This is a genomic window from Microcoleus sp. S13_C3, assembly GCF_036700905.1.
In the GTDB taxonomy this organism is placed as follows: Bacteria; Cyanobacteriota; Cyanobacteriia; order Cyanobacteriales; family Microcoleaceae; genus Microcoleus.
The window spans coordinates 45427-68064 of record NZ_JAUBPT010000019.1; the positions used below are offsets into that span (position 1 = coordinate 45427).

Consider the following 22638-nt stretch of genomic DNA (forward strand, 5'->3'; position numbering starts at 1 on the left):
TACTTTCAAATGCAATAAATCGCCCCTAATCAAACATTACCAACTTCGGCTCTCCTGAGTTTTAGGCGATCGTAAAAATAAAAATTCCCGTAGTGCGCGCCCCAGATCCCGCGTTAGCGAGACGCTCACACTACTGTTTCCACCACAAATGCAGGAGAGCCATGAATTTGAAGTACGCCCTTGATAATGAATTTGAAGCTCGCTCTCCCCTCTGGCACAAACTACAATACTCAAGTCTTTGAAAGAGAAGCTCCGCTTTACGCTCCGGTCGTCCTATGAATAATAACCAAAACAACTTCTTTTCGTTGCCGCCAACAACCCAGCGATGGTTAGACTCATAGAAAAACCCGAACTGACCCCATATACTAATTGGGAGGTGTCCAGGGGGGGCATTTAAAGTGTAAGTGAGCTCGTCGCGGTAGAGCCATTCGCCGCCCTCAGCGCGCCATCCGACGCGCTCGCCTAACATCTCCCAATTTCTGTAGAGCATCTCCCAAATCCGCTTCTGGACACTAAGACCGAAACGGCCTTTGCTGTACTTTAACCAGAGTTGGTCTATGGTAAGCAGGTCTTCGCAGAAAAAGCCTTTGATGTCTGCCCTTCTGATGTATACTGGATGTTGTCTTCCTAAAACTTCCTTCAGCTTGTAAACTGTTTCCTGATCAGCTTCTTTCCATTTTTGGGCAGCTAATAAATCCCGTAGATAGCTGTAATCTACTCCTACGGCTGAAATCAAATTGTCATTGTTTATCATTGAATAATTACCTCTATCAATTGCTACCTGACTAAGATAAACGACATTCAAGCAAGCTCGATCGCCCCCAATCAAATATTACCAATTTCCGCCAATTCAGCAGTACCAACAGAATCTTTATCTTCTCCTTTATCCCCTTCATCAACTACAACAGATAACTTCAATCCCAGACGATTTAGCCAACTTGCCAAAGCATAAATTGTCGCACTTCCTTCTCCCGACAACAAAACATCTAATTTTTCCAAATGCAATTTAGCATCTTCAGCAGACATATTTGGTTCGCCTAGAGCCTCAAATACATCTCGAAGTGCTTTTCGCATGATTCCTAATTCCAAATCTCCTTCTTCCTCCTCAAGTATCTCTGTGAGGTAAGCCACAGCAAATAAGGGGTCTTTGAGAGATTTGATTTTTAACGGATGGTAAGGTACGCTTTTAGGCATTTTCTCTGCTCCTGTATTCTCTCCAATATTTCTTACCTGTGCTAATATCTTGCTCTTGAGTGCTTTTATCTCCGCCACAGAGCAGAAGCACTATAGTTGTTTCTATTTGTCCAAAATAAACGCGGTAGCCTGGGCCAAAGTCAATCCTAAATTCCCAGACTCCCTCTCCCAGCGATCGAGAATCTCCCAGATTGCCATCGCTAATCCGCTCAAGCCTTTTAACAATCTTGGCTTTGCCTTTAAAGTCTCGAAGAGATTCCAACCACTCGGAAAAAGGAATTTTGCCATCAGGTATCTGATACTGCTGAATATCTCTCTCGTTGTACTTCCATAAAGTCGATCGTACTTGCACCCTCATCTTAATACCGGCGATCGCCCCGTATCCAACCTTCTTCACCAGGGCCAACTCAAGATCGCCGATCGAAAGAAACTCTGCCGTCAGGCGTGGTGTAACGCTCAATTTCACGCTTGTTGCGCTTCCATAATCTTGATTTTAGTGACGATCTCACTCCAATCTTACAGCCCCGCTCGATCGGCCCTTGACTCCATGCGCTACAATTATTAAGAAATCTTTAGTTAGATCCGTTTAACGTTCCAGACGCATTATGAGTCTTCCCATTCGCAACGTCGCCATCATTGCTCACGTCGATCACGGCAAAACCACCCTTGTGGACGCTCTCCTCAGACAGTCCGGGATCTTCCGCGAAGGGGAAGAAATCCCAGATTGCGTCATGGACTCCAACGACATCGAGCGCGAACGTGGCATTACCATCCTTTCCAAAAACACCGCCGTCAGGTACGGAGAAACCCTGATCAACATCGTCGATACCCCCGGACACGCGGACTTCGGCGGAGAAGTCGAACGAGTTCTCGGCATGGTTGACGGCTGTCTGCTGATCGTAGACGCCAACGAAGGCCCGATGCCGCAAACCCGGTTCGTGCTCAAAAAAGCCCTAGAAAAAGGACTGCGCCCGATCGTCTTTGTCAATAAGATCGATCGCGAGCGAGCAGACCCCCACAAAGCCGTCGATAAAGTTTTGGATCTGTTCCTCGAACTAGGTGCTGACGACGATCAGTGCGAATTTCCCTACCTCTTCGGTTCCGGCTTAAGCGGTTACGCCAAAAAACACCTCGAAGACGAAGGGGTAGATATGAAGCCCCTCTTTGAAGAAATCCTCGACCACGTACCACCCCCCGTAGGCGACCCCAACAAGCCACTACAACTGCAAGTAACCACCTTAGATTACTCAGAATACGTCGGTCGCATCGTCATCGGCCGCATCCACAACGGTACGATTAGAATCGGTCAACAAGCAGTCTTAATCACAGAAAGCGGCGCGATTGTCAAATCAAAAATTACCAAATTGATGGGCTTTGAAGGCCTGAAGCGGATTGATATCCCAGAATCTTCTGCTGGTAATCTTGTCGCCGTTGCCGGTTTTGCTGATGCGTATATTGGCGAGACAATTACCTGTCCCAACGACCCGCAAGCGCTGCCTTTAATCAAAGTAGACGAACCAACTTTGCAGATGACTTTCTCTGTGAACGATTCGCCGTTCTGCGGTCAAGAAGGTAGTTTGGTAACATCGCGTCAAATTCGCGATCGGCTAATGCGAGAACTCCAAACCAACGTCGCCTTGCGCGTCGAAGAAACCGACTCTCCCGACAAATTCCTCGTATCCGGCCGTGGCGAACTCCACCTCGGAATCCTGATCGAAAATATGCGTCGCGAAGGATACGAATTCCAAGTATCCCAGCCCCAAGTAATCTTCCGCGAAGTCGGCGGTCGTCCCTGCGAACCCTTTGAATGTTTGGTGTTAGACGTACCCGAAGAAGCAGTCGGTGGCTGCATCGAACGCCTCGGTCAGCGGAAAGCAGAAATGCAAGATATGCACGTCAGCAGCACCGGTCGCACCCAAATCGAATTTTCAGTTCCCGCTCGCGGTTTGATTGGATTCCGAGGCGAGTTCATGCGCTTGACTCGCGGCGCTGGAATTATGAACCACAGCTTCCTCGACTATCGCCCCCTCGGTGGAGAAATTATCGCCCGTCGCAACGGAGTATTGATTTCCTTTGAAGAAGGAGTTGCAACTACTTATTCACTGAAAAATGCTGAAGACCGTGGCGTGTTTTTCATTACCCCCGGAACCAAGGTTTACAGAGGGATGATTATCGGAGAAAACAACCGAGATGAAGACATGGAGCTGAATATTTGCAAGTCGAAGCAGTTGACAAACCACCGCGCATCTGGCGGTGAAGAATTGGCACAATTGCAAGCGCCAGTCGATATGAGTTTGGAACGTGCTTTGGAGTACATCGGCCAGGATGAATTGGTGGAAGTAACACCGAAATCAATTCGCTTGCGGAAGGTTTCTAAGAAGTTAGTCAAACGCTAAAACAACTTGAGGGCTGGCAATTTTGCCAGTCCTTAGTGTCAACTTCCAACTGTATTTAAAGGCAATATTAATAATTGTAAACAACCCAGTAATTATGAGGAAAATCTAAATTGGATAAGCAATTAAGCAGATGGAACCATGAAAACCACCGTTGAACTTAACTAAGAATTGGTTAAAGAAGCCTTTCGGTTAACCAATTTCAAGACATAAAAATAACTAATTGGGTTGGCTTTGCAAGTACAAAGTCTTGTGGGAGAACGAATGTATTTCTAATCGACGCTTAAATTGCTCATTATCTTAACGTTTATCAATAATTCAAATTATGCTGAAGAGAATCTATGTAAATAATTTTAGATGCCTAGTTAATTTTGAATTGACAGTAGATAGCTTAAATCTTTTTCTGGGTTCAAATGGATCGGGCAAAACTACCGTTTTCGAGGTTTTAAGAAAACTACAGAAATTTATTTTAGGCGATCAAGCTTTCCAGCAAGATTATAAAGTATCAGATTTGTTTGCAAGCAAGGATTTAACAAGATGGCAAAAATCAAACATTCAAAAATTTGAATTAGATATTGAAGGAAATGGTGGCCTTTATAAATATACCCTAGAGATCGAACATCAAAGAGACTATGCACATCCTAGAATGCGACTAGAAAGCTTAACTTTTGACGGACAACCTCTGTTTAATTTCTGGGTTGATCCAGGCGATATAGGTATAACTGTAGGCCAAGCTAGGTTGTATAATGACGATCCCGATCGCGAAGGTGCTTTCGTGCCGTTCTTTGATTGGTCGCGTTCTGGCATTGGTTTTATTTACGAGAGGCCTGACAATCTAAAGCTTACATGGTTCAAAAAACGGATTTCTAACTTTTTTATTGTACAGATCAATCCTTATATAATGGAATCAGAAAGCCTTAAGGAGGAAAGTTCACCTAACTGGGATATGTCAAATTATGCAGCTTGGTACAGCTATTTATCTCAAGAATCTCAAGGTAAAATATTTAAGTTAACGCTGGAATTACAAAAGATTATCCAAGGATTTGATTCATTTCAAAATTCTAAATCCGGTGATGTTAGGATTTTGTCAGCATCTTTTACCCGTCCCAGCAAGGCTGCTTATAGGCTTAATGAATTATCGCACGGTCAAAAAGCTTTAATTGCTCTATACACCTTAATATATTGTTCTCCTGATGATAATTTTACTTTGTGTATTGATGAACCAGAAAATTTCCTGGCTTTACCGGAAATAAAACCTTGGTGGGGTAGGGTGATGGACTATTGTCTGGAAAATCAAGCACAAGTAATGTTAATTTCTCATCACCCCTCATTAATTAATTACTTAGCAAGCAATTCAGGTTATTGGTTTGAACGAAGAGATAATGAAGCAGTCCGCGTGCGGCGAATTACTGATACAGAAGAAGAAGGTTTATCAGTTGCTAAGCTTATAGAACTTGGATGGATTTATGACGAGTAGAGATGATTTACCAGAAGTAACTATTCTCTGTGAAGATATTGACCAAGAGCGATTTATCAGACAATATCTGATCTGCTGCGGATTGGACGATCGCAAAATTAAAGACTTTGGCAATCCTAAAGGGAAAACAATTAAAAATAACAATGCTTTGATACTCAAGCATTATCCACAGCTGATTAAAAGTTATAGAAGCCGTAAGTACAGAAATATTGCTGTAGTAGTGATGATTGATGCTGATGAAGATAGCTTGGACGATCGAATGCGTTCTTTAAATATAGCATTAGACGAAACAGCAGGGAATTTAAACAAAGATCCGCGACTGCCTAATGAGAAAGTGGCTATTTTTGTGCCCGCCCGAAATATTGAAACGTGGTTTTATTACATTAATAACAATATGGAAGGGCAAGAATGTAATGAAAATACTGATTATAAAGATAAAAAAATGAGTGCAGAAGAGAGGATTGAACTAGCTAAAAGAGCGGCAAAAAAATTGGCTACAGAAATATGTCATCAGGGAGTCGATCGCATTACTTTGCCTTCTCTCCGTTATGCGTGTAGGGAGTTGCAAAGGCTACAGTTGTAAAGAATGAGTTAGTTGATGTGACATGATGTTCTGTTATATCCCCGATTTCTTAAAGCCATCGAGTATCTGGGTTTTCTGTTTTGTTTAAGTTGTTCTACTTAGTTAATGATATAATATCAAACTTTCCTTTTTATATAAAAATTTGCACCTAGTGACCCTAATGGCCGATCGCGCGATCGACTAACCGCCACAATATGTTTTAATTTATATTTGAGCAAAATCCAAACAAAGCCAGCCATGAGTCCTAAATCAATAGCCGTAATCAACTTCAAAGGCGGTGTCGGGAAGACTACCGTCACTTGGAGTCTGGGAAATATTATATCCCAAGGAACCGACTTAGAAGTCTTGATGTTAGACTTAGATCCGCAAATGTCGCTCACAGAGGCGATCGGACTTAACGAAAATACAGGTCATTTAGATGATAAGTTTGGTAAGTGGTACGAACAATCTCTCAAGCACAGACTTACAATTTACGACGCTCTAGAAGTCTTTAAAAAAGCCGGACAGAATTTTAAATTTCCCGTTGGTTTCGACACCATTTATCAGATTGACGAACAGTTGCATTTTGTTCCTTCAGTTGAAGAATTGTATTGGTTGGATATCGATGGATTTGAGGGAAAAAGCGTTAAAGACTTCATCCGCAGATTCATCGGCAAAATCGCCAACTCTGCCAATCTCCCCAAATACGACTTGATGCTTTTTGACTGTTCGCCTTCCTTCAGTCTCCTCACCTACAGCGTACTCTCTTGCTGCGACTTAATATTAATTCCCGTCAATCCCGATTATTTTGGTTCTAGGGGATTAAGTTTAGTTTTAAACTCGCTTCAGAAACGGATTGAGCCTTATCCGTTTCCCAAGATAGCAGTCTTTATGAATAAAGCTAAAACCTATGGAGGATTGCTGACAAATGAAGTTCAGTTTTACATGAGAGAAGTAAAGAGACTTTGCGATGAGATATCAAAAGATAATAACATAGAAGTTAGATTTTTAGAATCGACGATTCGGGAAAGCGTCGGGCTAAAACGGGCGATTAATGAGGGAGAACTGCCACGAGAATTAGTTAGAGAATTTGAAAAACTATGGCGCGAGTGTGAGGAGTATCTGAAATGAGTAAAAAAGAAATTTTGGCTGCTTCCCAACAAGAAAGCGGGGGGTTGGTTGAGGAAATTGGCGAACTTAAGGAAATCTTGCGGGACGTTGCTCGAAAATTAACCCGGCTTGAGACTCAAGTCAAACGGGGAGTGATTTCTGCTGGCTCAAAAACTTCGGATATTCCCAGGGGTGCTGATGTTAATAAACCTGCTAATTTATCGGCGGCCAATGTTCTAGAAGTTTATGAAGAACTTCGTTTACAAGCTAAGAAGGGTAATGAAGAAGAGGTGAGGCAAAAGTTGTTGGCAATGAGTGCAACTGACTTGAACTTGATGTGTTGCGAGTTAGGGATGCCGCCCAGCAGCAAGAATCCGTCCCGCAAAAAAATGTTTGAGCTAATTATTGGCAGAATTAAACAGAGTTTGAGGCTGTCGCGGCATATCGACAGACAAACACTTTGAAAATTAGCAGAGGAATCGATAAAATGCGTTTTAACTTGCATTTCCCGCTGCGAGATGGAACAGGCAAGATGCCCGTTCCACAAAAGCTTGTTCCACAAGATTTTCAGTTGAGTGTGGGGAGTAGGGGTTGGGCATCTTGGCTGCCCCTGAAAAGCTTGTGGCAAATTCTGCAACTTTTCAGCTTCCATAAATTATGGCCGATAAGTGCGATCGGCCTCATCTCCCTAACATTCTCAATCACCTTGTTTTTGAGCCTTCAAAGCCCTCCGACAACCGCAGCCCAAAAACCAAGCCGACTGGCGTTTGTGGCTCTCCAGATGCGCGGCAGCGAGTTTAGAACAAGTTTATTTGGGGTCAATGCTGACGGTTCCTCCCGCCGCGAACTTGCCCCAAACATAGATGTTAGCTATACCCTAGTTTGGTCGCCCAACGGTCAGCGACTGGCTTTCGTGGGTGGCGATACCGACATTTATACAGTCAATGCTGACGGTTCTCGACTAACTAAACTGTTTGCTGGGGATGCTTGCAAAGCAGCTAATTTTGAAATAGCTTGGTTTTCCAACAGCCAGAAACTTCTTTTTGCCCGTTATTGCAACGGTTTTACCTCTGATACTCCCGGCAGTCAATCACTTTATACAAGCGACACTTCTGGCATCCAAGGAACTAAATTAGTTAGGAATTTGGAAGTAGGAGGATATCCGCCTAAAACAGAAATTTCATCACAATTTTACCTTTCGCCGGACGGTCAGCAGGTAGCATTTGTCAAGGATAAAAATATCTACAAAATGAATGCCGATGGTTCGGGAATGAAAAAACTAACTAAAAGTCCTGGCGAATATATATCCGGCGGCAGTCAACTTGTTTGGTCGCCCGATCGCACAAAAATTGCTTTCCTGTTCGGCGCTTATCCGAAACAGCAAATTTACACAATTAATGCCGATGGAACCAACCTCAAAAATTTGAGGAACAACCCGCAAAATGAGGTTTACAACGTCAAAATATTTTGGTCTCCCGACAGCAGTCGCATTGCTTACTATTACAATAAACCCGGCGATTCATCAGGCGAACAGCAAGATATTTACCTGCTCGACATTAACCGGGGGACAGCCAAGAATCTCACCCAAAAACCCAGAAACTACGGCCAACTTTCGTGGTCGCCGGATGGCAAATTTATTGCTTTCGTCGCCGGAGAGTTCAACCATCAAAAACTCTACACAATCAATGCTGACGGGAACCAGCTAAATCAACTAGCTACCAGGCTAAAACCGTCGGGGATTTCTCAATTAGCTTGGTCTTCTGACAGCCAGCAAATTGCTTTTATATATAATGAAACCGAAGGCGACAAAAGCAACTTGTATGTAATTAATCGGGACGGTTCGGGATTGACTAAAGTGACAAACGACAAAGATTTGAATGCTAGCAATCCCGTTTGGCAACCGCAGTAAAATTAAGAGCAAAAATATGCTGTAGGGGTAGTTTTAGCACAGATAAACCCAGAAGGGCGGGCTATCTTTGCATCGCCTTGGAGCGAAAGCGGGTTACTGAACAAGAAAGAATCCACCAAACTCAACACTCAAAACTCTTCTCAAATTGGGGAAGATGCAATAATTTTTTTCTCATTTAATGCTTGGTGAACTTGCAATTCATTTGACTCAACTTCCTGCTGTTTTTCATCCTGCACCTGTTTATCAATTTTGGGCAACTTTAAAATCGCCCCAGCTAAAACCCAATAATACACGGACACTGGATCTACATCCAGCGGATAGTATTGAGTATTGATCGTAATAAATGCAACAAACACCCAAAAACTAGCTCCGTAACTCCGCAAACTTTTGTCCTTGACTGATCGGTAAGCTCTAAAAGTTAGAAAAGCTAAGTGTAAAAGCATGATCTGAAAACTAATCATCCCCGGATAACCGAGTTCGTAGATCAACTTAGGTTGGAAAGTTTCAATTAGCTGCGTGGCACCAAATATTCGCGTTGAATTAGTGGCACGTCCCACACCTTTACCGAGAGGTTTGTCAATGATAAAATTGTTGCTCTGCTCGAACTGATTAAATAGAAACTGCTGGGGTGGTGCAGCATTCCAGCGGTTAATAAAACTCTCCCACCGCTGCTCGATAATTCCCGGGTTAATAGCTGCACCGATAAACAGCAGAATCGCCAGTCCTGCACCGATGGGAATAAATCGTTTTAAATTAACTAATTGACCGGTGAGAACTAGCAGGATTGCCGTAGCAACGGGAACCATAACTAAAGCAGCTCTTTGACCGGAAAGAACTGCATTGGCAAATACTAAAGCCATGCCAAATAAACCGATAACTCGCCACCAAAATGAAGGATCGCAAAAGGCAGCAGCAAAGGTTAAAAAAGCATTAGAAATTAAAAACCACGCCCACTGCCAAGGCGCGACAAAAGTTCCCGGCAAGCGGACAAACTTGACTTCTGGACTGAACACCAAAGAACCGCCGACAAAACATCTAGCTTGCAGCGTTGCTTTATATAATTCTGCTCCGGTCATTCCTCGGGTTCCGGCACACTTTCCACTTTGCAGCAACAGGTACTGAATCAAACCGAGAAGGCAGCAAACGATCGCCAAAACGATGTGCATTCGACTAAAAAATACCAAATCCTTCTTAGTGCGGAGCAGATAATAGGTACAAGCAATCAGCGGTATGTAACCTATCAATACTTTTAAACCGAGAATTCCTTGCAGAATTGGTTTGTCGCCTTTCATAGGGTTGAGCTGCATCTCCCCGTTGACAAAAATTAAAGTCAGCATTGCCATCATCAACAGGATGCTGAAGGTAGAAAGCATTTGTTTGGGAATGAACAGGGGCAACTGTTTCTTTTTGCAGCTTTGAATTAGGGCGATGAGGGCTGGTATGTAGAAAGCATCTTTGGCTACTTGAAAGGCCGCATTCCCGCCACCAATTGCGTAGGTAATTGTACCACTGAAAGGCAGGTAAATTAGAAAAGCCCATAAAGCTTGACGGGGGTATTTGTAGGAAAGCAGCAAGATGGCTGCGGCCGCGCCTCCTGCAATAGCAATCTTAGGGCGGGCTACGAACAACAGGGGGATGCTGAGAGCAACGCTGACTAAGCAGCTTATGGCGATCGCCTGCACCAATTCATTGCGCTTTTCTGAAATTTTGCGTTTTTGTGCAGCTACTTCTTTTTTGCTTAGCGCTGTTGTTTTTTCGCTGTGCTTGTGTTTGGATTTCTTGGATTTGCGCTTGGTTTTCAACATATAGCAGAAGGAAGTTCGGCAACGGATTTTGTAACGGATGTAACGGATGTAACGGATGTAACGGATGTAACGGATGTAACGGATGGAAGAGGGAAGTTCGGCAACGGATTTTGTAACGGATGTAACGGATGTAACGGATGGAAGAAGGAAGTTCGGCCACGGATTCTATAACGGATGTAACGGATGTCAGTCCGATGTCCGTCGGAAGAAGGAAGAAGGAGGGAAGAAGGAAGAGGGATTTAGTTGCCTAAGAGACAAAGAAGAAGCAATCGATCCCTTATGTTTGTGGAATTAATAACGTCCTCCCGTCAGGGCAGTTCCTAGAATTTTTATAAGGCACTTATGTAGAAGGCGGAAGACACTCTGATATAGAAGGCTGCAGATGTAGAAGGTAGAAGGCAGAAGGAATAGAAGCGAACAGATTTCGGCAGATGTGGTAACTTATTTTTAAAGTCAAGATCGAGAAAAAGTCTCGGTCGAGATTGTCGGTGTGACGCGGGCACAAATTACATGGGCGACATTGTAGAATATAACTGCTGCATCTATAATGTACAAAAATGTACAAATCTCGAAAAAATAATTTTAATGTAGCGGTGAATATGAAATTAACAAAATTTGTATCGATCGGCATTGCCGTACTTTTAGGAGCAAGCGGGAGCATATTGTCTAGCAACAGTAGAGCATTAGGGGCCGAAAAAGTTGTCCTCACATTTGGCCCGATCAGACAAGGCATCAATATCAGCGACTTAGAAGAATTTGCTAAAAACGGCACGACGACGCCAACCCTCCAACAAATTATCCGGTTCTCCAAAATGGACGCGCAAATGCTGCGGGGGTTCATGGGTTTAGAAATTGGTTTAAAGCCTGCTAATCTGGCGAGGGTAGTTTACAGCACCCCAGGAGAAAAAATCACTGACGACATCGGTCAAGCAATTCGGACTCAGCGCCGCACAGAAAGCGGGAAAGCTTTGCGGGCAGCGGTGATCCTGGCTGCCGGGGACGACGGTAAGGTATCGCTGCTGGAAATCCTGAAAAAGTATCCTCTTAACGAGGTTTACGTAGATGTTGCCAGCCTTCGCACCACTGTTGGGAAAGTTCAGAGTATAGCCGGAACTCTGCGAAGCCTGCTTGAAGATGTGACGCGATCGACAACTCGCACAACTGAAACAAATCGCACTGAAAGTCCGATCGAACCTCGCCGCAGCGTGCAGCCAACAACTCCGCCTCCAGCGCCGCGCCGCGTCGCGCCCTTGCCAGCACCCGCACGGCAGCCTGTGACGCCGGTCAGAGGGCTTTGGTAAAAAAATCCTAAATTTGTCCTAAAGGCGGTTTGAAGCCGCTGTTGTGGCATTCTGCAGACACTTTTGATATCAAATCCACTCTTCATCGGAATAGTAAATCCGAGTTCACTGTTCACTGTTGACTGTTGACTGTTGACGGTTGACTGTTGACTGTTGACTGTTGACTGTTGACTGTTGACTGTTGACTGTTCACTGTTGACTGTTCACTGTTGACTGTTGACGGTTGACGGTTCACTGTTCACGGCGTCCACAGTCAACAGTCAACCGTCAACATCATTCCGGTGTAACCGGAAATGATATGAGACCAAACCCGCCCCCGCCCTACCCCTATCCCAACCCCCAAGAGGGTTAGGACTTTTGTGAAAACTCCCAAAGCAATCAATTTTTCTTTAGCAATTTTTTGAGCAACTTAGGAATCTCGGAAGGTCGAGCGGCCACAGGTATGTCGGCCTCTTCAAAGGCAGCCATTTTGTTTGGGGCCGAAACTCCAAAGGCTTTCTGGGCAGCCGCGCGAGAACTGATCAGGATGCCGGCGTGGCCCAAAGACGGCCCCTTGGGAGCGTAGCGGCCGGCCAGATAAGCAACCACGGGTTTGTCGATCGCCGAGGCGATGTAAGAAGCAGCAGCTTGTTCACTCCACCCGCCAACTTCCCCCACCAAAACTATCGCTTCCGTACTGTCGTCTTCGTCCAAAATTTGCAGCCACTGCATAAAAGAAGAACCGACAATCGCGTCGCAGCCAATACAAACCGCCATTGACTGTCCCAACCCCGCCTCCGTCAGTTCTAGGGCAATTTCGTAAGTCAAAGTGCTGCTGCGGCTGATTACTCCCACCGGGCCGGGAGTGTAAAATTCCTTGGGGTGAGTTCCCAGCAGCAGTTTGTCGGGCACAATAATCCCCGGACTGTTGGGCCCGATTACCAAAGTTTCGGTGGCTTCTGCTTTTCTGACTAAGTGCACCATATCCAGAGGAGGCACTCCTCCAGTAACGATCGCGATTTGCCGAATTCCTCCGGCGATCGCTTCTAGAGCCGCATCCAGCACCGAGTAAGCGTCTACCAAAATTACCGCAGTGTCAACGTGACCCACTGCCGCCACTGCTTGTTCTACCAAATCAAAAATCGGAATTCCCTCCACTTCCTGCCCCCCCCGACCGGGACTGACACCGGCAACTACATTCGTGCCGTATGCTTTCATCATCAGGGCGGCGCGGGTGGACGCGGGAGATTCTGTAATGCCCTGTACTAGGACTTTGCTTTCAGGAGTTAAATTCATCTTTCTTCCCCCTTGGAGACTCCCGCTGTACCTGTACCCAGGTCACCGGCGAGAGGAAAAGGGGGGCAAGGTTTATGCTGCATACGAATAACCATCTTTTCTGTGAATAACTGAACAATATTTGTGGCTAATCCCTGACACTAATTCTGAGGCGGAAATATTGAATGAGCCACTGGTTCTTACGGCAACACGTCCAACGTATGTACCAATTTTTTTGCCAGAGGTTACAATCGCTTTGACAATATCTCCCGTTTGAAAACCTTTAACAAACTTAAACCGGGGAACATAGCGAGATGGAAAGCCGAATTTACCAGTGCGGCACATTTGACGTGTCCCGTGACCAGTTGCTTTGATCGATAGTGGCTTGCTTGTTAAAATCTTCAATGACTCAACCTTTCCGATACAAGCTGCATCTAGCCAATGAGTTTTAGGTAAATTTAATTGAATGCGGTTGAACTTCGTTAAGCCACCACTACCTGTAGAAACAGGCAAGCCAGTTGTACGGAGTCGATTAAATAATGTCCAACGAGTTGAGTTAACGGCTGCTGCGTCTTTTAACGGACGTTTTGCTTGAGATAGAATCCGCTTCAAAATCTCTGGCTTTTTAGACAAAAATTGCTCAACATCTTGAGTACCTTTCTTTTTGTTGCAAGCATCGCAAGCAAGGCAAAGATTAGAAATGCGATTAGCTCCGCCTTTGGCTTTGGGATGAATGTGCTCGACTTGTAATGGTGTATTAATTACACCACAGTAAGCGCATTTTCTCTCCCATTTGTTCAACAAATACTCGCGGATCTCATAGCCATGCAAAACGCCTTGTTGGTACTCGATTCCCGAAATCTCTGGGTTTTCTAATTGCTGTAAGTCAAATCGGACAAGCTCTTGAGCAATAGAAGCAATGGGGGCGAGTTTCATCAATCTAGTCACCCATGTCAGTGTTGTTTCGACGCGGTGCTGCAAACTTGGGGCTAGCCAACCTTTAGGGCGAGTCCTGTTTGAGAATCTAGCCCGACGATAGCGGGTATGGCGATTCCTCCTGACTCTACGCAATGAACGGCGAGATTCAAGGCTGGCTTTAATAGCTTGTCCTCGGTGTGTTAGCTCTGCACCAAAGATTACGTTTTCTCCTTGTATTAACGCAATTCCAGTAGTTCGAGAGCCAGGATCTATTTTGAGAGTAATTGGTTTTTGCGGTACAGTTACCTCTACTTTCCAAATTAGCGTAAATGGATACCTTTTGAAGACAGCAGCTTTGCCATTAGTTAGCAATTTACGTGCCAATCCTGGGCGGATTGGATTGAGCGGTCGTTTTTTGGTGTCAAGTACAAAAACCAAATTAGACATTTAAGTCCTCCCTTACGGGGTAATGTTTGCTTCGTCAATGTTTAAGGTCGGTAACTATCTTAAAAGCACTGGCTTAACCCTTACACCTGTTTAACTTTTAAGTTCTAGAGCGGAAGACTAGCACGCATCCTCCGGTAGGTACTTCAACACTTACCTTAAACGTAGTGGGCGAACCACTTAGACTGGTCAACTAGGCTCTTTCTGTGCCCGCGCTGTCTGGGTACTCCGAGCAGCGCCGGGTGATTGACTTTTTCCCACTTGACACTCGATCTGTAAAAAGCAGAAGGCCTTCATCTGTACCGAAATCTCATTTTTTGCCGATCGACTGCCCCTACTTGGCGGAGGATACAGAAGCGGCCGCGGCCTCATCCAAAGTGCTAGCTAGCTGCACCGGCAACTGTCCCAAACGCTTTTTAACAGCATCAGCATCGAGCTCTACCAGCCTCAGCACAACCTGGATGTGGCGGTTAGCGCGAGCTTTCCGTTCCAAATAGCCGGCTACTGCAGCGATTATTTCCTCGGTCTTGGAGGCGCTGCCCAAAATATTTACAAGTATCACCTTAACGCTTTTATCCTGAGCGACTAACTCCAGACCCAACTCCGCGCGATCGCGCAGGGCATTTGCTGCATAGTAGCGGTCTAGGGAACCAATATTCACAAAATTAGCTGGTTTTCCTCCTTGGTGGGTTACAGCATCTAGAGTTGCCATTGTCAGACCCACTCCGTTGCACAAAATCGCGATAGTCCCGTCTAGTTCGATTAATTGCAGGGATTCGGAATTCGAGATTGGGGATTTAGATTTGGGGTCAAACTCTGGCGACTGCTGAACCTTGGACTGGGAATGGGAGCGATCGCCAGAGGCATGGGGACTTCTTCTTTCCCGTGCCAACCCGCTGCTTTGCCTCTTCCCCGATAGTGCGGCCAAATCTGGATGTCGCCCCAAGGCATCGTCGTTGGCGGTGACTTTACCGTCTAAAGCCATTACCTCTCCCGTCGGACTGATGCCGAGAGGATTGATTTCTACTAGATCTAAATCTTTTTCGACAAACAGCCGATACATTTTTTCGACAATGGTGCTCACCGATTGAATCAAGTCTCCCTGCAATCCCATTTTCAGCGCGAGACGCCTCGCGTAGAATGGGGAAAATTCTTGATCTACGGCAACTTGCTGCATTTGCTCGATCGACCCTTCGACATCCATACCTCCTTGTCTCGAACCCAGAAGCACCGGGCGTCGCGCTACGGGGTCTAGGAGTACCGCTAAGTACAATTCTTGGTCGGCGTTGTACTTTGCTTCTGCCAGCAGGACTTGGGGATATTCCTCCTCGATCGGCAAATTAAAAATTGTTTGAGCGGCTGCTACTGCATCGATCGTATTTTCCACAAACTTGATACCCCCCGCCCTGCCCCGTCCCCCAGCCCGCACTTGCGATTTGAGTACAACGGGGTAAGGAATTTTCAGTCCTTTGAGGTCAGCGGGATTGTCAATCCGCTGCGACGGCAAAATCGGAATTGCCATCTGGCGAAATAAAGATTTAGCTTGGTACTCTAACAAATCCATTATCAATTACGGGTGACGGGTAGTTGGCAACAAGCAATTCGTCCTAATTGGCAATTCATAATTAATAGATAGTAATTGGTTTTTTGTCAAGTTAAAAGTTAAAAATTATCGCTTTTATCTTTTAATTTTAGACTTTTGTATTGCCGATTACTTATTCGCTATTACCGCTCGCCGATTACCTATTACCTAAGCTGTTTCAAAGTGTTTTTTTCTCGGAATTGCCAAATTTTACTCTTAGGCTCTGGCGGGGAGATATTTGGCGAGCGTTGGTGTTTTTTTGTCTCAGAAAATCTTCGGACGTTCGGCCATACTGTGCCGAGATATTTCTGCGAATTGTTTACTTGAGGCTATTAACAGCGCCTTGATGGACGGTTTTGACCCATTTGAGCCGCTTGGGCCGTACCGCAATCCGAGCCGTCACAGTCCCTACCAGCAGCCAGTGGAACATATACACAGTACCCCGCAGCGTTTGCAGCAAGGTGAGAAAAACTCGCCTTATGTCAAATTTGGTCTCTTTGCGAGTGCGGCGCAAACCGACAAACATTCCCACCACCGACAAGGTAAGGGTCATAAAAGTTATGGGACTGGCGATCGGCATCCGGCGCAGCGCAATTGACATCACAAAGTCGGGTAGGGCTACGGTGGGTAAGAAATATTGAGATACCCAAAATCCAAATAAATCCCAAGTTTTCCCAGTTCCCATGCGGTTCCGCCAAATTAGCCGCCAGTAGTCAAGATAACGCTGATAGCCACCTTCTGCCCAGCGATTGCGCTGATGCCACAGGGCGCGAGCGTTAGTGACTCCTTCTTCTGACACGGCTGGGAAAGCGAGAAATTCAATGTCCCATCGGTCTAGGTGCAGCCTCACCGTCAAATCCAGGTCGTCGGTAATCGTTTCCTCGTTCCAGCCTCCGCAGCTTTCCAAGGCAGTGCGGCGCATGAATTGGCCGTTACCGCGCAATTCTCCAATGCCGCCGATCGCAATCCGCTGCTGCTGGAAAAAACTGTCGAGAGCCATTTCTGCTTCTTGGCCACGAGTCCAAAAATTTACCGAAGCATTGGCGATGGCTTTTCTGACTTGCACAGCGCCTACCTTTTCTCCATCGAACACTGGCAGCACCCGGCGCAGCAAATCCGGCGTTACCGTCGCGTCGGCGTCAAATATTCCGACAAATTCCCCGCGAGTCAGTGGTAACACTTGATTCAGTGCTCCCGACTTTCCGCCGCTGGCATTTGCTCCTCTGCGAAATACTTTGAGCTGGGGGTACTTTTTGGTTAGCTGTTCCAATACTAGGGGCGTGGCGTCGCTGCTGTGATCGTCGATCGCCCAAACTTCGTAGCGGTCGATCGGATAATCTACATTGCAGATGGATTCTACGAATCTGGCAATCACCGCTTCCTCATTTTTCGCTGCCACCAGCAGCGACACGTAAGGCCAATCCTCTCGACTTTCATCCGCAAGAGGCGCCAGTGCGGGCTTGGGTTCGGCAAACAAAACTCGAAATGCTTGCATCCACAGCAATCCCGTCAACCCCCACACTACCCACGCACCCCAAGAAATCAAGTGCAGGGCGATCGTGCCGGCCCAAATCGCAGTCAGCACTGCGGCGGCTTTTCCGCGCCGTCCCCGGTACAGATTTTGAGGAAAAGAGGGAGTTCCCGGCACAGCCACCGCAACTGGGAGCTCTGCTTTTGTTTCCGCGTCAAACACCCTGTCGCCAATGTCTGGTATAGCAAATACTTTGCTGAGCTTCGAGTGCGAGGTCAAACTCTTGAGCTCTTCTTGAGCTAAATCAGAGATGTCCAAGTTAAGCTCGCTGCGAGCGTCGTTTTCTGGCCAAGAACTCTCCTGCATAGGTTACTTGATTCAACCACCAATAGTTTTTGATTTTAGATATAAGCATCTACTGTATCAGTTTCTGGGCTTTTGTCGAAAGCGGACGGGAGGACAACCAGCGGGTTCGGTGCTTGTACGGCCCTGGTAAACGGGTACTGTATAGAGTATTTGGGTTGACTTTTGCTTGCGATCGACCTGGAATATCTGCTAGTTTTTTCAGGGGATCTAAACTATCTGTTAGTAATAATTGTCTGAGGTGGAAATATGTCTATTCCTCAACTCAAGCCAGCCGATGACAAAGAAGTGAAAGTCTACGCGCCTTTCTGTCAAGAGCCCAGGCGCAAGTTTTTACCGCACGCTATTGCCCTCTACAAGCTCAAAAGCTTGGAGGGGGCAAGAAAAATTGACGGCGGGGAGAGCGTGCCGTTTGTCGCTAGTTGGAATATCTCGTCGCTGCCGATCGACTTAACCCGCTGTCGGGTGTTGTTTGACGGCAATGCTGAACTCAGCTACGAAGTGACTATGCAAAGCTCTGAGTTTGTTAGTTGCTTAATTGAGGTTCTCCTGACTTTTCAGCGAACTCGTACCGTCGATTTTTCTAAAACGTTTTACCGCAAGCTGATGCGAATGGATGAATAACTTTCACCGCAGCCGCACTCCCAAAAGTCGGCAGTTGACAATCAAGCAATTTAATCCGGGGCCCCCGGATTGATTCGGGGATCGAGAAAAAAGCTCCTTGCTCCCGATCGCCAGCCCCCGGATTTATCAGTGGGCTTGCTTTCTTCAATTCTTTAATCTAAAATCTAAAATCTAAAATCGATTGACGGGCGCTATAAATGGCGCACCAATAGTGTAAAGCCACGACGGCAACATTACATGATTGGTGCGCCAGTCCTATTTGAGAAGCGGGATAGTAACTGAGTTCTTGGATCATTCTCAATAATCCCTTTGGGGGTCAGCACTTATCCCCATTGGTAAAGTAAATCTACTGAAGTTTTCAGTTGAGCGTGATACAGATTTCGCGTAGGGACTCAGACAAAGCCTTAGTCCCTACCTGTATTTCATCCAATTGAAAACTGCTGTAGTTGTTGTGGGACAAGCCCAAAAGCCTATTTCAGACATTGGTACTGTGCGAGTACGCGCGAGCGAAGCTATCGCCGTGAGGCGAATCGCGCCGTCCGATTTTGTTCAAATTTTGCGACTCGGTAGCTGAGAGGAAAGGGCTGCAGATCCGCTCAAGGAAACTCAATCTACAGCCATTGAACTGCGATCGGGCCTAGCATCGCAATCAGCCTTGGGGCTGCCGAAATTCCAGCCCACGCCGCCCGACAATTTATGTGTTTAGAAGCTATAATCCCGATTCTAAGCAGCTTATTGCTGGCAGTGCCACCGCTCAGTTAGAACGCGGGCGATCGCACTAATAATGAATAACTAATCATACAACCTATCCATTTTTAATTATATGCAAAACTGCTTAGGCAAGCACCGTACTCTCTTCCTATACAATCCTCTATTTAGCCACTAAAAAAACTATTTTCCACCCTCTAAGTAGGCTTTTAAGGTAAGGTGAACCATTTTTGCCGTGTTATTTTTACTCGATAAAATTCGAGGTTGATATCTCAGCTACGCAATCCCAATGCCTAAAAATATTACAATTAAAATCTGTTGTTAAAGGAATCATGGGCGATAAATACTTATCAAAAACTGCTGGTAAAACAAACAATTTAAAAACTGCTTTCCCAAAATCAAGTAAAAAGAATGGGAAGAAAAGGGTTGCGAACAGGTGAATAAAAATTTTCCGCAAAAAAACAATTTGCCCAAAAGCGACAAAATCGAGTATAATAGTATTGCCAAATTGAGTCGCAGTTCAGAAATACTGTAGAAAAAACTAAATTTATTGAAATAGACAGGTGCAAATTGAGGATTGAAGGCGTACCAAAATTGACTAAATATTTGCTGATCGGTTCCACAAAAGCTTACAGCGGCAAGTCGGCCATCGCCCTGGGGATGGCACTCGGACTCCGGGGAAAAGGACTGGCCGTCGCCTACGGCAAACCTCTGGGAACCTGTTTCAGCTCGCCCGGAGCTGGGATCGAGGACGAAGACGTGCGGTTCGCGGTAGAGACGCTGAATCTCTCAGAAAGTCAGATGCCGTCAACACTGCTTTATTTGGATGAAGAGACGGTTCACAAGCGTTTGCGGGGAGAAGACAAGACAGATTACCGCCAGTCTTTAGCGCAATATTTGCAAGCTCCCAGCGGAGACTTGGCGCTGTTAGAAGGCCCAGCTAATTTGGAGGAAGGCAGTCTGTTTGACTTGTCTTTGGCTCAAATCGCTGAGGCAATTGATGCCTCTGTGCTGTTGGTAGCCCGCCCGATCGATCTGTATGTAGACGATTTGCTGTCTGCTAAACAGCGTTTGGGTTCGCGGTTGCTGGGCGTGGTACTCAACGACGTTCCCTCGGACAAACTCGAATCCGTAACGGCGACTGTGCGGCCTTTTCTGGAGGCTGCGGGTATTCCAGTTTTGGGAATGCTGCCGAGAAGTGCTTTGCTGCGAAGTGTCAGCGTCAAAGAATTGGTGCACCAATTGAAAGCTGATGTGCTCTGCCGTAAAGACCGTTTGGACTTGATGGTGGAAACCTTGACAATTGGCGCGATGAATGTTAGTTCGGCTATGAAGTATTTCCGCAAAGCGAGAAATATGGCGGTGGTGACGGGGGGCGATCGCACGGACATTCAGCTAGCGGCTCTGGAAAGCTCGACTCAGTGCTTGATTTTGACAGGTCACTTGCCTCCTTCTCCCTTGGTGATTGGCAGGGCAGAAGAAATGGAAATTCCGGTTTTGTCTGTTGATTTGGATACCTTAACCACGGTGGAAATTATCGACAGCACCTTTGGCAGCGTGCGCCTGCACGAACCGATCAAGGTGGAATGCGTTACTCAGCTAATGGCAGAACATTTTGACCTTGAGGGCATGATGGCATCCTTGGGGCTGAGCGATCGAGTCCATTAAGAAGAGAGCCGGAGCTGAGGGAAGAAGGTATTCGGCAGAGAGAACTTTTTGTTTAAATAAATAAAAAGCTAAAATTCTTAAATTCTCAATTTTTCTTGAATTCTACCTTGAGCTCCGGCTGGCCAATGTCGGAAGACATTCTGCCTTCTGGCTTCCTCAAATCTCCCCATCCTCTAGTCTGATCCGGTAAATCAGCAATTCTTAACTTCTTTTTGGCGGCAATGGCTAGTGAGTCTGCTAAAATCCACAACGTAGTTTTATTTAATTTAATAAATTCTTTGAGTCAATCAATTGAGCTACCCAGAGTAGATGATTTTTTACAAGAACTAGCGGCGATCCAGCAAACCAGCTCCAAGCGGATTGCTCTTTTGGGTTCTCGCCACGTTCCTATTACCCACCAGCAGCTAATTGAGATGCTGAGCTACGCCATAGTTCTGGGAGGCAATCAGCTCATCACTTCTGGCGCTACAGGCACCAATTCAGCAGCAATTCGGGGGGCAATGCGAGCAGATCCTAATCTGCTGACGGTGATTTTGCCACAAAGCATGAGTCGCCAGCCTCGGGAGTCTCGCGACCAACTCGAACAAGTGATACATTTGGTAGAAAATCCCAAAAATGATAGCTTGTCTCTCCCGGAAGCAAGCGCCATGTGCAATCAGGAGATTATTTCTCGCTGCCAGCAACTGATATGTTTTGCTTTTCACGAAAGCCACACTTTGCTGAAAACTTGCCAGGATGCGGAGGAACAGCGCAAGGTGGTTACTCTGTTCTATTTTGATTGAACTGCGAGGCGGATGATGCTGTTGGGATTACCTGTGTCGGTTATTCTGCTTGATTGTATTGCAGCTGCTGCTGCGCTGGTTTACGCACCGTTTTTGGTGGTTGCGTTCGCCCGCTTGCAGCTAGGCTACGATCGAGCAGCCCCCCGCGCTATGTTTGAGAGGTTGCCTGCTTACGCTCAGCGGGCAACTTGGGCTCACCAAAATTCGTTTGAGACGTTTATGCTGTTTTCAGCGGCGGCTTTGATGGCTTTTGTGACGGGGGTAGATTCCGAACCGGCGGGTTGGGCTGCGATCGCTTTTACGATCGCCCGGTTGTTGTTTTCGGTTTTCTATATTCTGAATGTGCCGCTGGGGCGATCGCTCATGTTTGCGATTAGTTCTTCTTGCACTGTTTCTTTATTCTATTTCAGTTTAATGGCTGTTAACGGCTAATTTTCAGTAGTCATTGGTTATTGGTTATTGGTTATTGGTTATTGGTTAGTTGTTAATGCCCAATGCCCTGTTTCGCCAATGCCCAATGCCCAATGCCCTGTTTTGCCAATGCCCCCTTACCAATTACTAATTTATGGCTGCTAGTTATTCCTTTGATATTGTCAGCGAGTTCGATCGGCAAGAATTAGTTAACGCTGTTGACCAAACAACGCGAGAAATTCAAAGCCGCTACGACTTGAAAGATACCAAAACTACCGTAGAATTGGGTGCAGAATCCATTACTGTCAATACGGACAGCGAATTTACTCTCGACGCAATTCACACTGTTTTGCAAACTAAAGCCGCCAAGCGCAATTTGTCTCTGAAAATTTTTGATTATGGGAAAATTGAAGCTGCTAGTGGTACTAGAGTACGCCAAGAAATCAAACTGAAAAAAGGGATTGACCAGGAAGTTGCCAAGAAAATCACTAAATTAATTCGAGATGAGTTTAAAAAGATTCAAGGTTCGATTCAAGGTGATGCAGTGCGCGTTTCGGCTAAGGATAAGGATGATTTGCAGTTGGTAATTCAACGGTTGAAACAAGAAGATTATCCGATGGCTTTGCAGTTTACCAATTACAGGTAAATTTGATATTTTTTCG

General features: G+C 45.8%; 23 protein-coding genes. 13 read left to right on the top strand and 10 right to left on the bottom strand.

What is annotated here, in order from left to right:
- Window positions 1–130: 130 nt before the first annotated feature.
- The 3 genes from QUA16_RS08035 to QUA16_RS08045 all read right to left on the bottom strand — a co-directional run bounded on the left by QUA16_RS08035 (window position 131) and on the right by QUA16_RS08045 (window position 1552).
- Window positions 131–754 carry a GUN4 domain-containing protein gene (locus QUA16_RS08035; protein WP_333102587.1) on the bottom strand — a complete coding sequence of 208 codons (624 nt, stop codon included), beginning with the start codon at window positions 752–754 and terminating at the stop codon, window positions 131–133.
- 71 nt (window positions 755–825) lie between these two features.
- Window positions 826–1194 carry a transcriptional regulator gene (locus QUA16_RS08040; RefSeq protein ID WP_333102586.1) on the bottom strand — a complete coding sequence of 123 codons (369 nt, stop codon included), beginning with the start codon at window positions 1192–1194 and terminating at the stop codon, window positions 826–828.
- Window positions 1187–1552: a type II toxin-antitoxin system RelE/ParE family toxin gene (locus QUA16_RS08045; protein WP_333102630.1), complete on the bottom strand. Its 366-nt coding sequence runs from the start codon at window positions 1550–1552 to the stop codon at window positions 1187–1189. Before QUA16_RS08045 ends, QUA16_RS08040 begins: the two co-directional genes overlap by 8 nt.
- A 247-nt stretch (window positions 1553–1799) precedes the next feature.
- On the opposite strand from QUA16_RS08045, the gene typA reads away from it, so the two are divergent.
- The 6 genes from typA to QUA16_RS08075 all read left to right on the top strand — a co-directional run bounded on the left by typA (window position 1800) and on the right by QUA16_RS08075 (window position 8645).
- Window positions 1800–3590, top strand: a complete 1791-nt coding sequence (gene typA / locus QUA16_RS08050; RefSeq protein ID WP_333102585.1) for a translational GTPase TypA — start codon at window positions 1800–1802, stop codon at window positions 3588–3590.
- A gap of 322 nt (window positions 3591–3912) precedes the next feature.
- Window positions 3913–5064, top strand: a complete 1152-nt coding sequence (locus QUA16_RS08055) for an AAA family ATPase (protein WP_333102583.1) — start codon at window positions 3913–3915, stop codon at window positions 5062–5064.
- Complete coding sequence (locus QUA16_RS08060) at window positions 5054–5647, top strand: hypothetical protein (protein ID WP_333102582.1); 594 nt, start codon at window positions 5054–5056, stop codon at window positions 5645–5647. The genes QUA16_RS08055 and QUA16_RS08060 overlap by 11 nt, the downstream gene beginning before the upstream one ends.
- 237 nt (window positions 5648–5884) lie before the next feature.
- Entirely contained in the window at window positions 5885–6757 is an 873-nt protein-coding gene (locus tag QUA16_RS08065) for a ParA family protein (RefSeq protein ID WP_172192852.1), read from the top strand.
- Window positions 6754–7200 (top strand): hypothetical protein, encoded by a 447-nt coding sequence (locus QUA16_RS08070; RefSeq protein WP_333102581.1) that lies wholly within the window; start codon window positions 6754–6756, stop codon window positions 7198–7200. Before QUA16_RS08065 ends, QUA16_RS08070 begins: the two co-directional genes overlap by 4 nt.
- 23 nt (window positions 7201–7223) lie before the next feature.
- A complete protein-coding gene (locus tag QUA16_RS08075) occupies window positions 7224–8645 on the top strand; it encodes a DPP IV N-terminal domain-containing protein (protein ID WP_333102580.1) in 1422 nt (473 codons plus the stop codon).
- 140 nt (window positions 8646–8785) lie between these two features.
- Here QUA16_RS08075 and hpsL read toward each other — a convergent pair whose 3' ends face one another.
- Window positions 8786–10450: a hormogonium polysaccharide biosynthesis protein HpsL gene (hpsL, locus tag QUA16_RS08080; protein WP_333102579.1), complete on the bottom strand. Its 1665-nt coding sequence runs from the start codon at window positions 10448–10450 to the stop codon at window positions 8786–8788.
- An 82-nt stretch (window positions 10451–10532) separates the two neighbouring features.
- Here hpsL and QUA16_RS08085 point away from each other — a divergent pair, with 82 nt between their 5' ends.
- A complete protein-coding gene (locus QUA16_RS08085; protein WP_333102578.1) occupies window positions 10533–10745 on the top strand; it encodes a hypothetical protein in 213 nt (70 codons plus the stop codon).
- Between the two features lie 304 nt (window positions 10746–11049).
- A complete protein-coding gene (locus tag QUA16_RS08090; protein WP_333102577.1) occupies window positions 11050–11751 on the top strand; it encodes an alpha/beta hydrolase in 702 nt (233 codons plus the stop codon).
- Window positions 11752–11863: 112 nt separating this feature from the next.
- Here QUA16_RS08090 and QUA16_RS08095 read toward each other — a convergent pair whose 3' ends face one another.
- The 5 genes from QUA16_RS08095 to QUA16_RS08115 form a co-directional block, all read right to left on the bottom strand.
- On the bottom strand, window positions 11864–11986 hold the full coding sequence (locus tag QUA16_RS08095) for a hypothetical protein (protein WP_333102576.1): 123 nt from the start codon (window positions 11984–11986) through the stop codon (window positions 11864–11866).
- Window positions 11987–12129: 143 nt separating this feature from the next.
- Entirely contained in the window at window positions 12130–13026 is an 897-nt protein-coding gene (locus QUA16_RS08100; RefSeq protein ID WP_333102575.1) for a CoA-binding protein, read from the bottom strand.
- 72 nt (window positions 13027–13098) lie between these two features.
- Window positions 13099–14370, bottom strand: coding sequence for an RNA-guided endonuclease IscB (gene iscB / locus QUA16_RS08105; RefSeq protein WP_333102574.1), 1272 nt, complete (start codon window positions 14368–14370; stop codon window positions 13099–13101).
- A 331-nt stretch (window positions 14371–14701) separates the two neighbouring features.
- Window positions 14702–15931, bottom strand: coding sequence for a succinate--CoA ligase subunit beta (locus QUA16_RS08110; RefSeq protein ID WP_333102573.1), 1230 nt, complete (start codon window positions 15929–15931; stop codon window positions 14702–14704).
- Between the two features lie 337 nt (window positions 15932–16268).
- Complete coding sequence (locus QUA16_RS08115; protein WP_333102572.1) at window positions 16269–17786, bottom strand: glycosyltransferase family 2 protein; 1518 nt, start codon at window positions 17784–17786, stop codon at window positions 16269–16271.
- Window positions 17787–18032: 246 nt separating this feature from the next.
- Between QUA16_RS08115 and ebsA the strand changes: the two genes are divergently transcribed.
- Both ebsA and QUA16_RS08125 read left to right on the top strand, forming a co-directional pair.
- Window positions 18033–18407, top strand: coding sequence for a type IV pilus biogenesis protein EbsA (ebsA, locus tag QUA16_RS08120; protein ID WP_333102571.1), 375 nt, complete (start codon window positions 18033–18035; stop codon window positions 18405–18407).
- 1278 nt (window positions 18408–19685) lie between these two features.
- Entirely contained in the window at window positions 19686–20783 is a 1098-nt protein-coding gene (locus QUA16_RS08125; RefSeq protein ID WP_333102570.1) for a phosphotransacetylase family protein, read from the top strand.
- Between the two features lie 85 nt (window positions 20784–20868).
- Here the strand turns inward: QUA16_RS08125 and QUA16_RS08130 are convergent, their stop codons facing one another.
- Window positions 20869–21033, bottom strand: a complete 165-nt coding sequence (locus tag QUA16_RS08130) for a hypothetical protein (protein WP_333181088.1) — start codon at window positions 21031–21033, stop codon at window positions 20869–20871.
- Between the two features lie 28 nt (window positions 21034–21061).
- Between QUA16_RS08130 and QUA16_RS08135 the strand changes: the two genes are divergently transcribed.
- From QUA16_RS08135 to QUA16_RS08145, 3 genes are all read left to right on the top strand, one after another.
- Window positions 21062–21565 carry a hypothetical protein gene (locus tag QUA16_RS08135; protein WP_039887610.1) on the top strand — a complete coding sequence of 168 codons (504 nt, stop codon included), beginning with the start codon at window positions 21062–21064 and terminating at the stop codon, window positions 21563–21565.
- A 15-nt stretch (window positions 21566–21580) separates the two neighbouring features.
- Complete coding sequence (locus QUA16_RS08140) at window positions 21581–21997, top strand: MAPEG family protein (protein WP_333102629.1); 417 nt, start codon at window positions 21581–21583, stop codon at window positions 21995–21997.
- A gap of 133 nt (window positions 21998–22130) precedes the next feature.
- On the top strand, window positions 22131–22622 hold the full coding sequence (locus QUA16_RS08145; protein ID WP_333102569.1) for a YajQ family cyclic di-GMP-binding protein: 492 nt from the start codon (window positions 22131–22133) through the stop codon (window positions 22620–22622).
- The last annotated feature ends 16 nt before the right edge of the window (window positions 22623–22638 follow it).

Coding starts and splice junctions, on each gene's coding strand:
- QUA16_RS08035 (WP_333102587.1), bottom strand. CDS start 754: ATGATAAACAATGACAATTTGATTTCAGCCGTAGGAGTAGATTACAGC.
- QUA16_RS08040 (WP_333102586.1), bottom strand. CDS start 1,194: ATGCCTAAAAGCGTACCTTACCATCCGTTAAAAATCAAATCTCTCAAA.
- QUA16_RS08045 (WP_333102630.1), bottom strand. CDS start 1,552: ATGAGGGTGCAAGTACGATCGACTTTATGGAAGTACAACGAGAGAGAT.
- typA (WP_333102585.1), top strand. CDS start 1,800: ATGAGTCTTCCCATTCGCAACGTCGCCATCATTGCTCACGTCGATCAC.
- QUA16_RS08055 (WP_333102583.1), top strand. CDS start 3,913: ATGCTGAAGAGAATCTATGTAAATAATTTTAGATGCCTAGTTAATTTT.
- QUA16_RS08060 (WP_333102582.1), top strand. CDS start 5,054: ATGACGAGTAGAGATGATTTACCAGAAGTAACTATTCTCTGTGAAGAT.
- QUA16_RS08065 (WP_172192852.1), top strand. CDS start 5,885: ATGAGTCCTAAATCAATAGCCGTAATCAACTTCAAAGGCGGTGTCGGG.
- QUA16_RS08070 (WP_333102581.1), top strand. CDS start 6,754: ATGAGTAAAAAAGAAATTTTGGCTGCTTCCCAACAAGAAAGCGGGGGG.
- QUA16_RS08075 (WP_333102580.1), top strand. CDS start 7,224: ATGCGTTTTAACTTGCATTTCCCGCTGCGAGATGGAACAGGCAAGATG.
- hpsL (WP_333102579.1), bottom strand. CDS start 10,450: ATGTTGAAAACCAAGCGCAAATCCAAGAAATCCAAACACAAGCACAGC.
- QUA16_RS08085 (WP_333102578.1), top strand. CDS start 10,533: ATGGAAGAGGGAAGTTCGGCAACGGATTTTGTAACGGATGTAACGGAT.
- QUA16_RS08090 (WP_333102577.1), top strand. CDS start 11,050: ATGAAATTAACAAAATTTGTATCGATCGGCATTGCCGTACTTTTAGGA.
- QUA16_RS08100 (WP_333102575.1), bottom strand. CDS start 13,026: ATGAATTTAACTCCTGAAAGCAAAGTCCTAGTACAGGGCATTACAGAA.
- iscB (WP_333102574.1), bottom strand. CDS start 14,370: ATGTCTAATTTGGTTTTTGTACTTGACACCAAAAAACGACCGCTCAAT.
- QUA16_RS08110 (WP_333102573.1), bottom strand. CDS start 15,931: ATGGATTTGTTAGAGTACCAAGCTAAATCTTTATTTCGCCAGATGGCA.
- QUA16_RS08115 (WP_333102572.1), bottom strand. CDS start 17,786: ATGCAGGAGAGTTCTTGGCCAGAAAACGACGCTCGCAGCGAGCTTAAC.
- ebsA (WP_333102571.1), top strand. CDS start 18,033: ATGTCTATTCCTCAACTCAAGCCAGCCGATGACAAAGAAGTGAAAGTC.
- QUA16_RS08140 (WP_333102629.1), top strand. CDS start 21,581: ATGCTGTTGGGATTACCTGTGTCGGTTATTCTGCTTGATTGTATTGCA.
- QUA16_RS08145 (WP_333102569.1), top strand. CDS start 22,131: ATGGCTGCTAGTTATTCCTTTGATATTGTCAGCGAGTTCGATCGGCAA.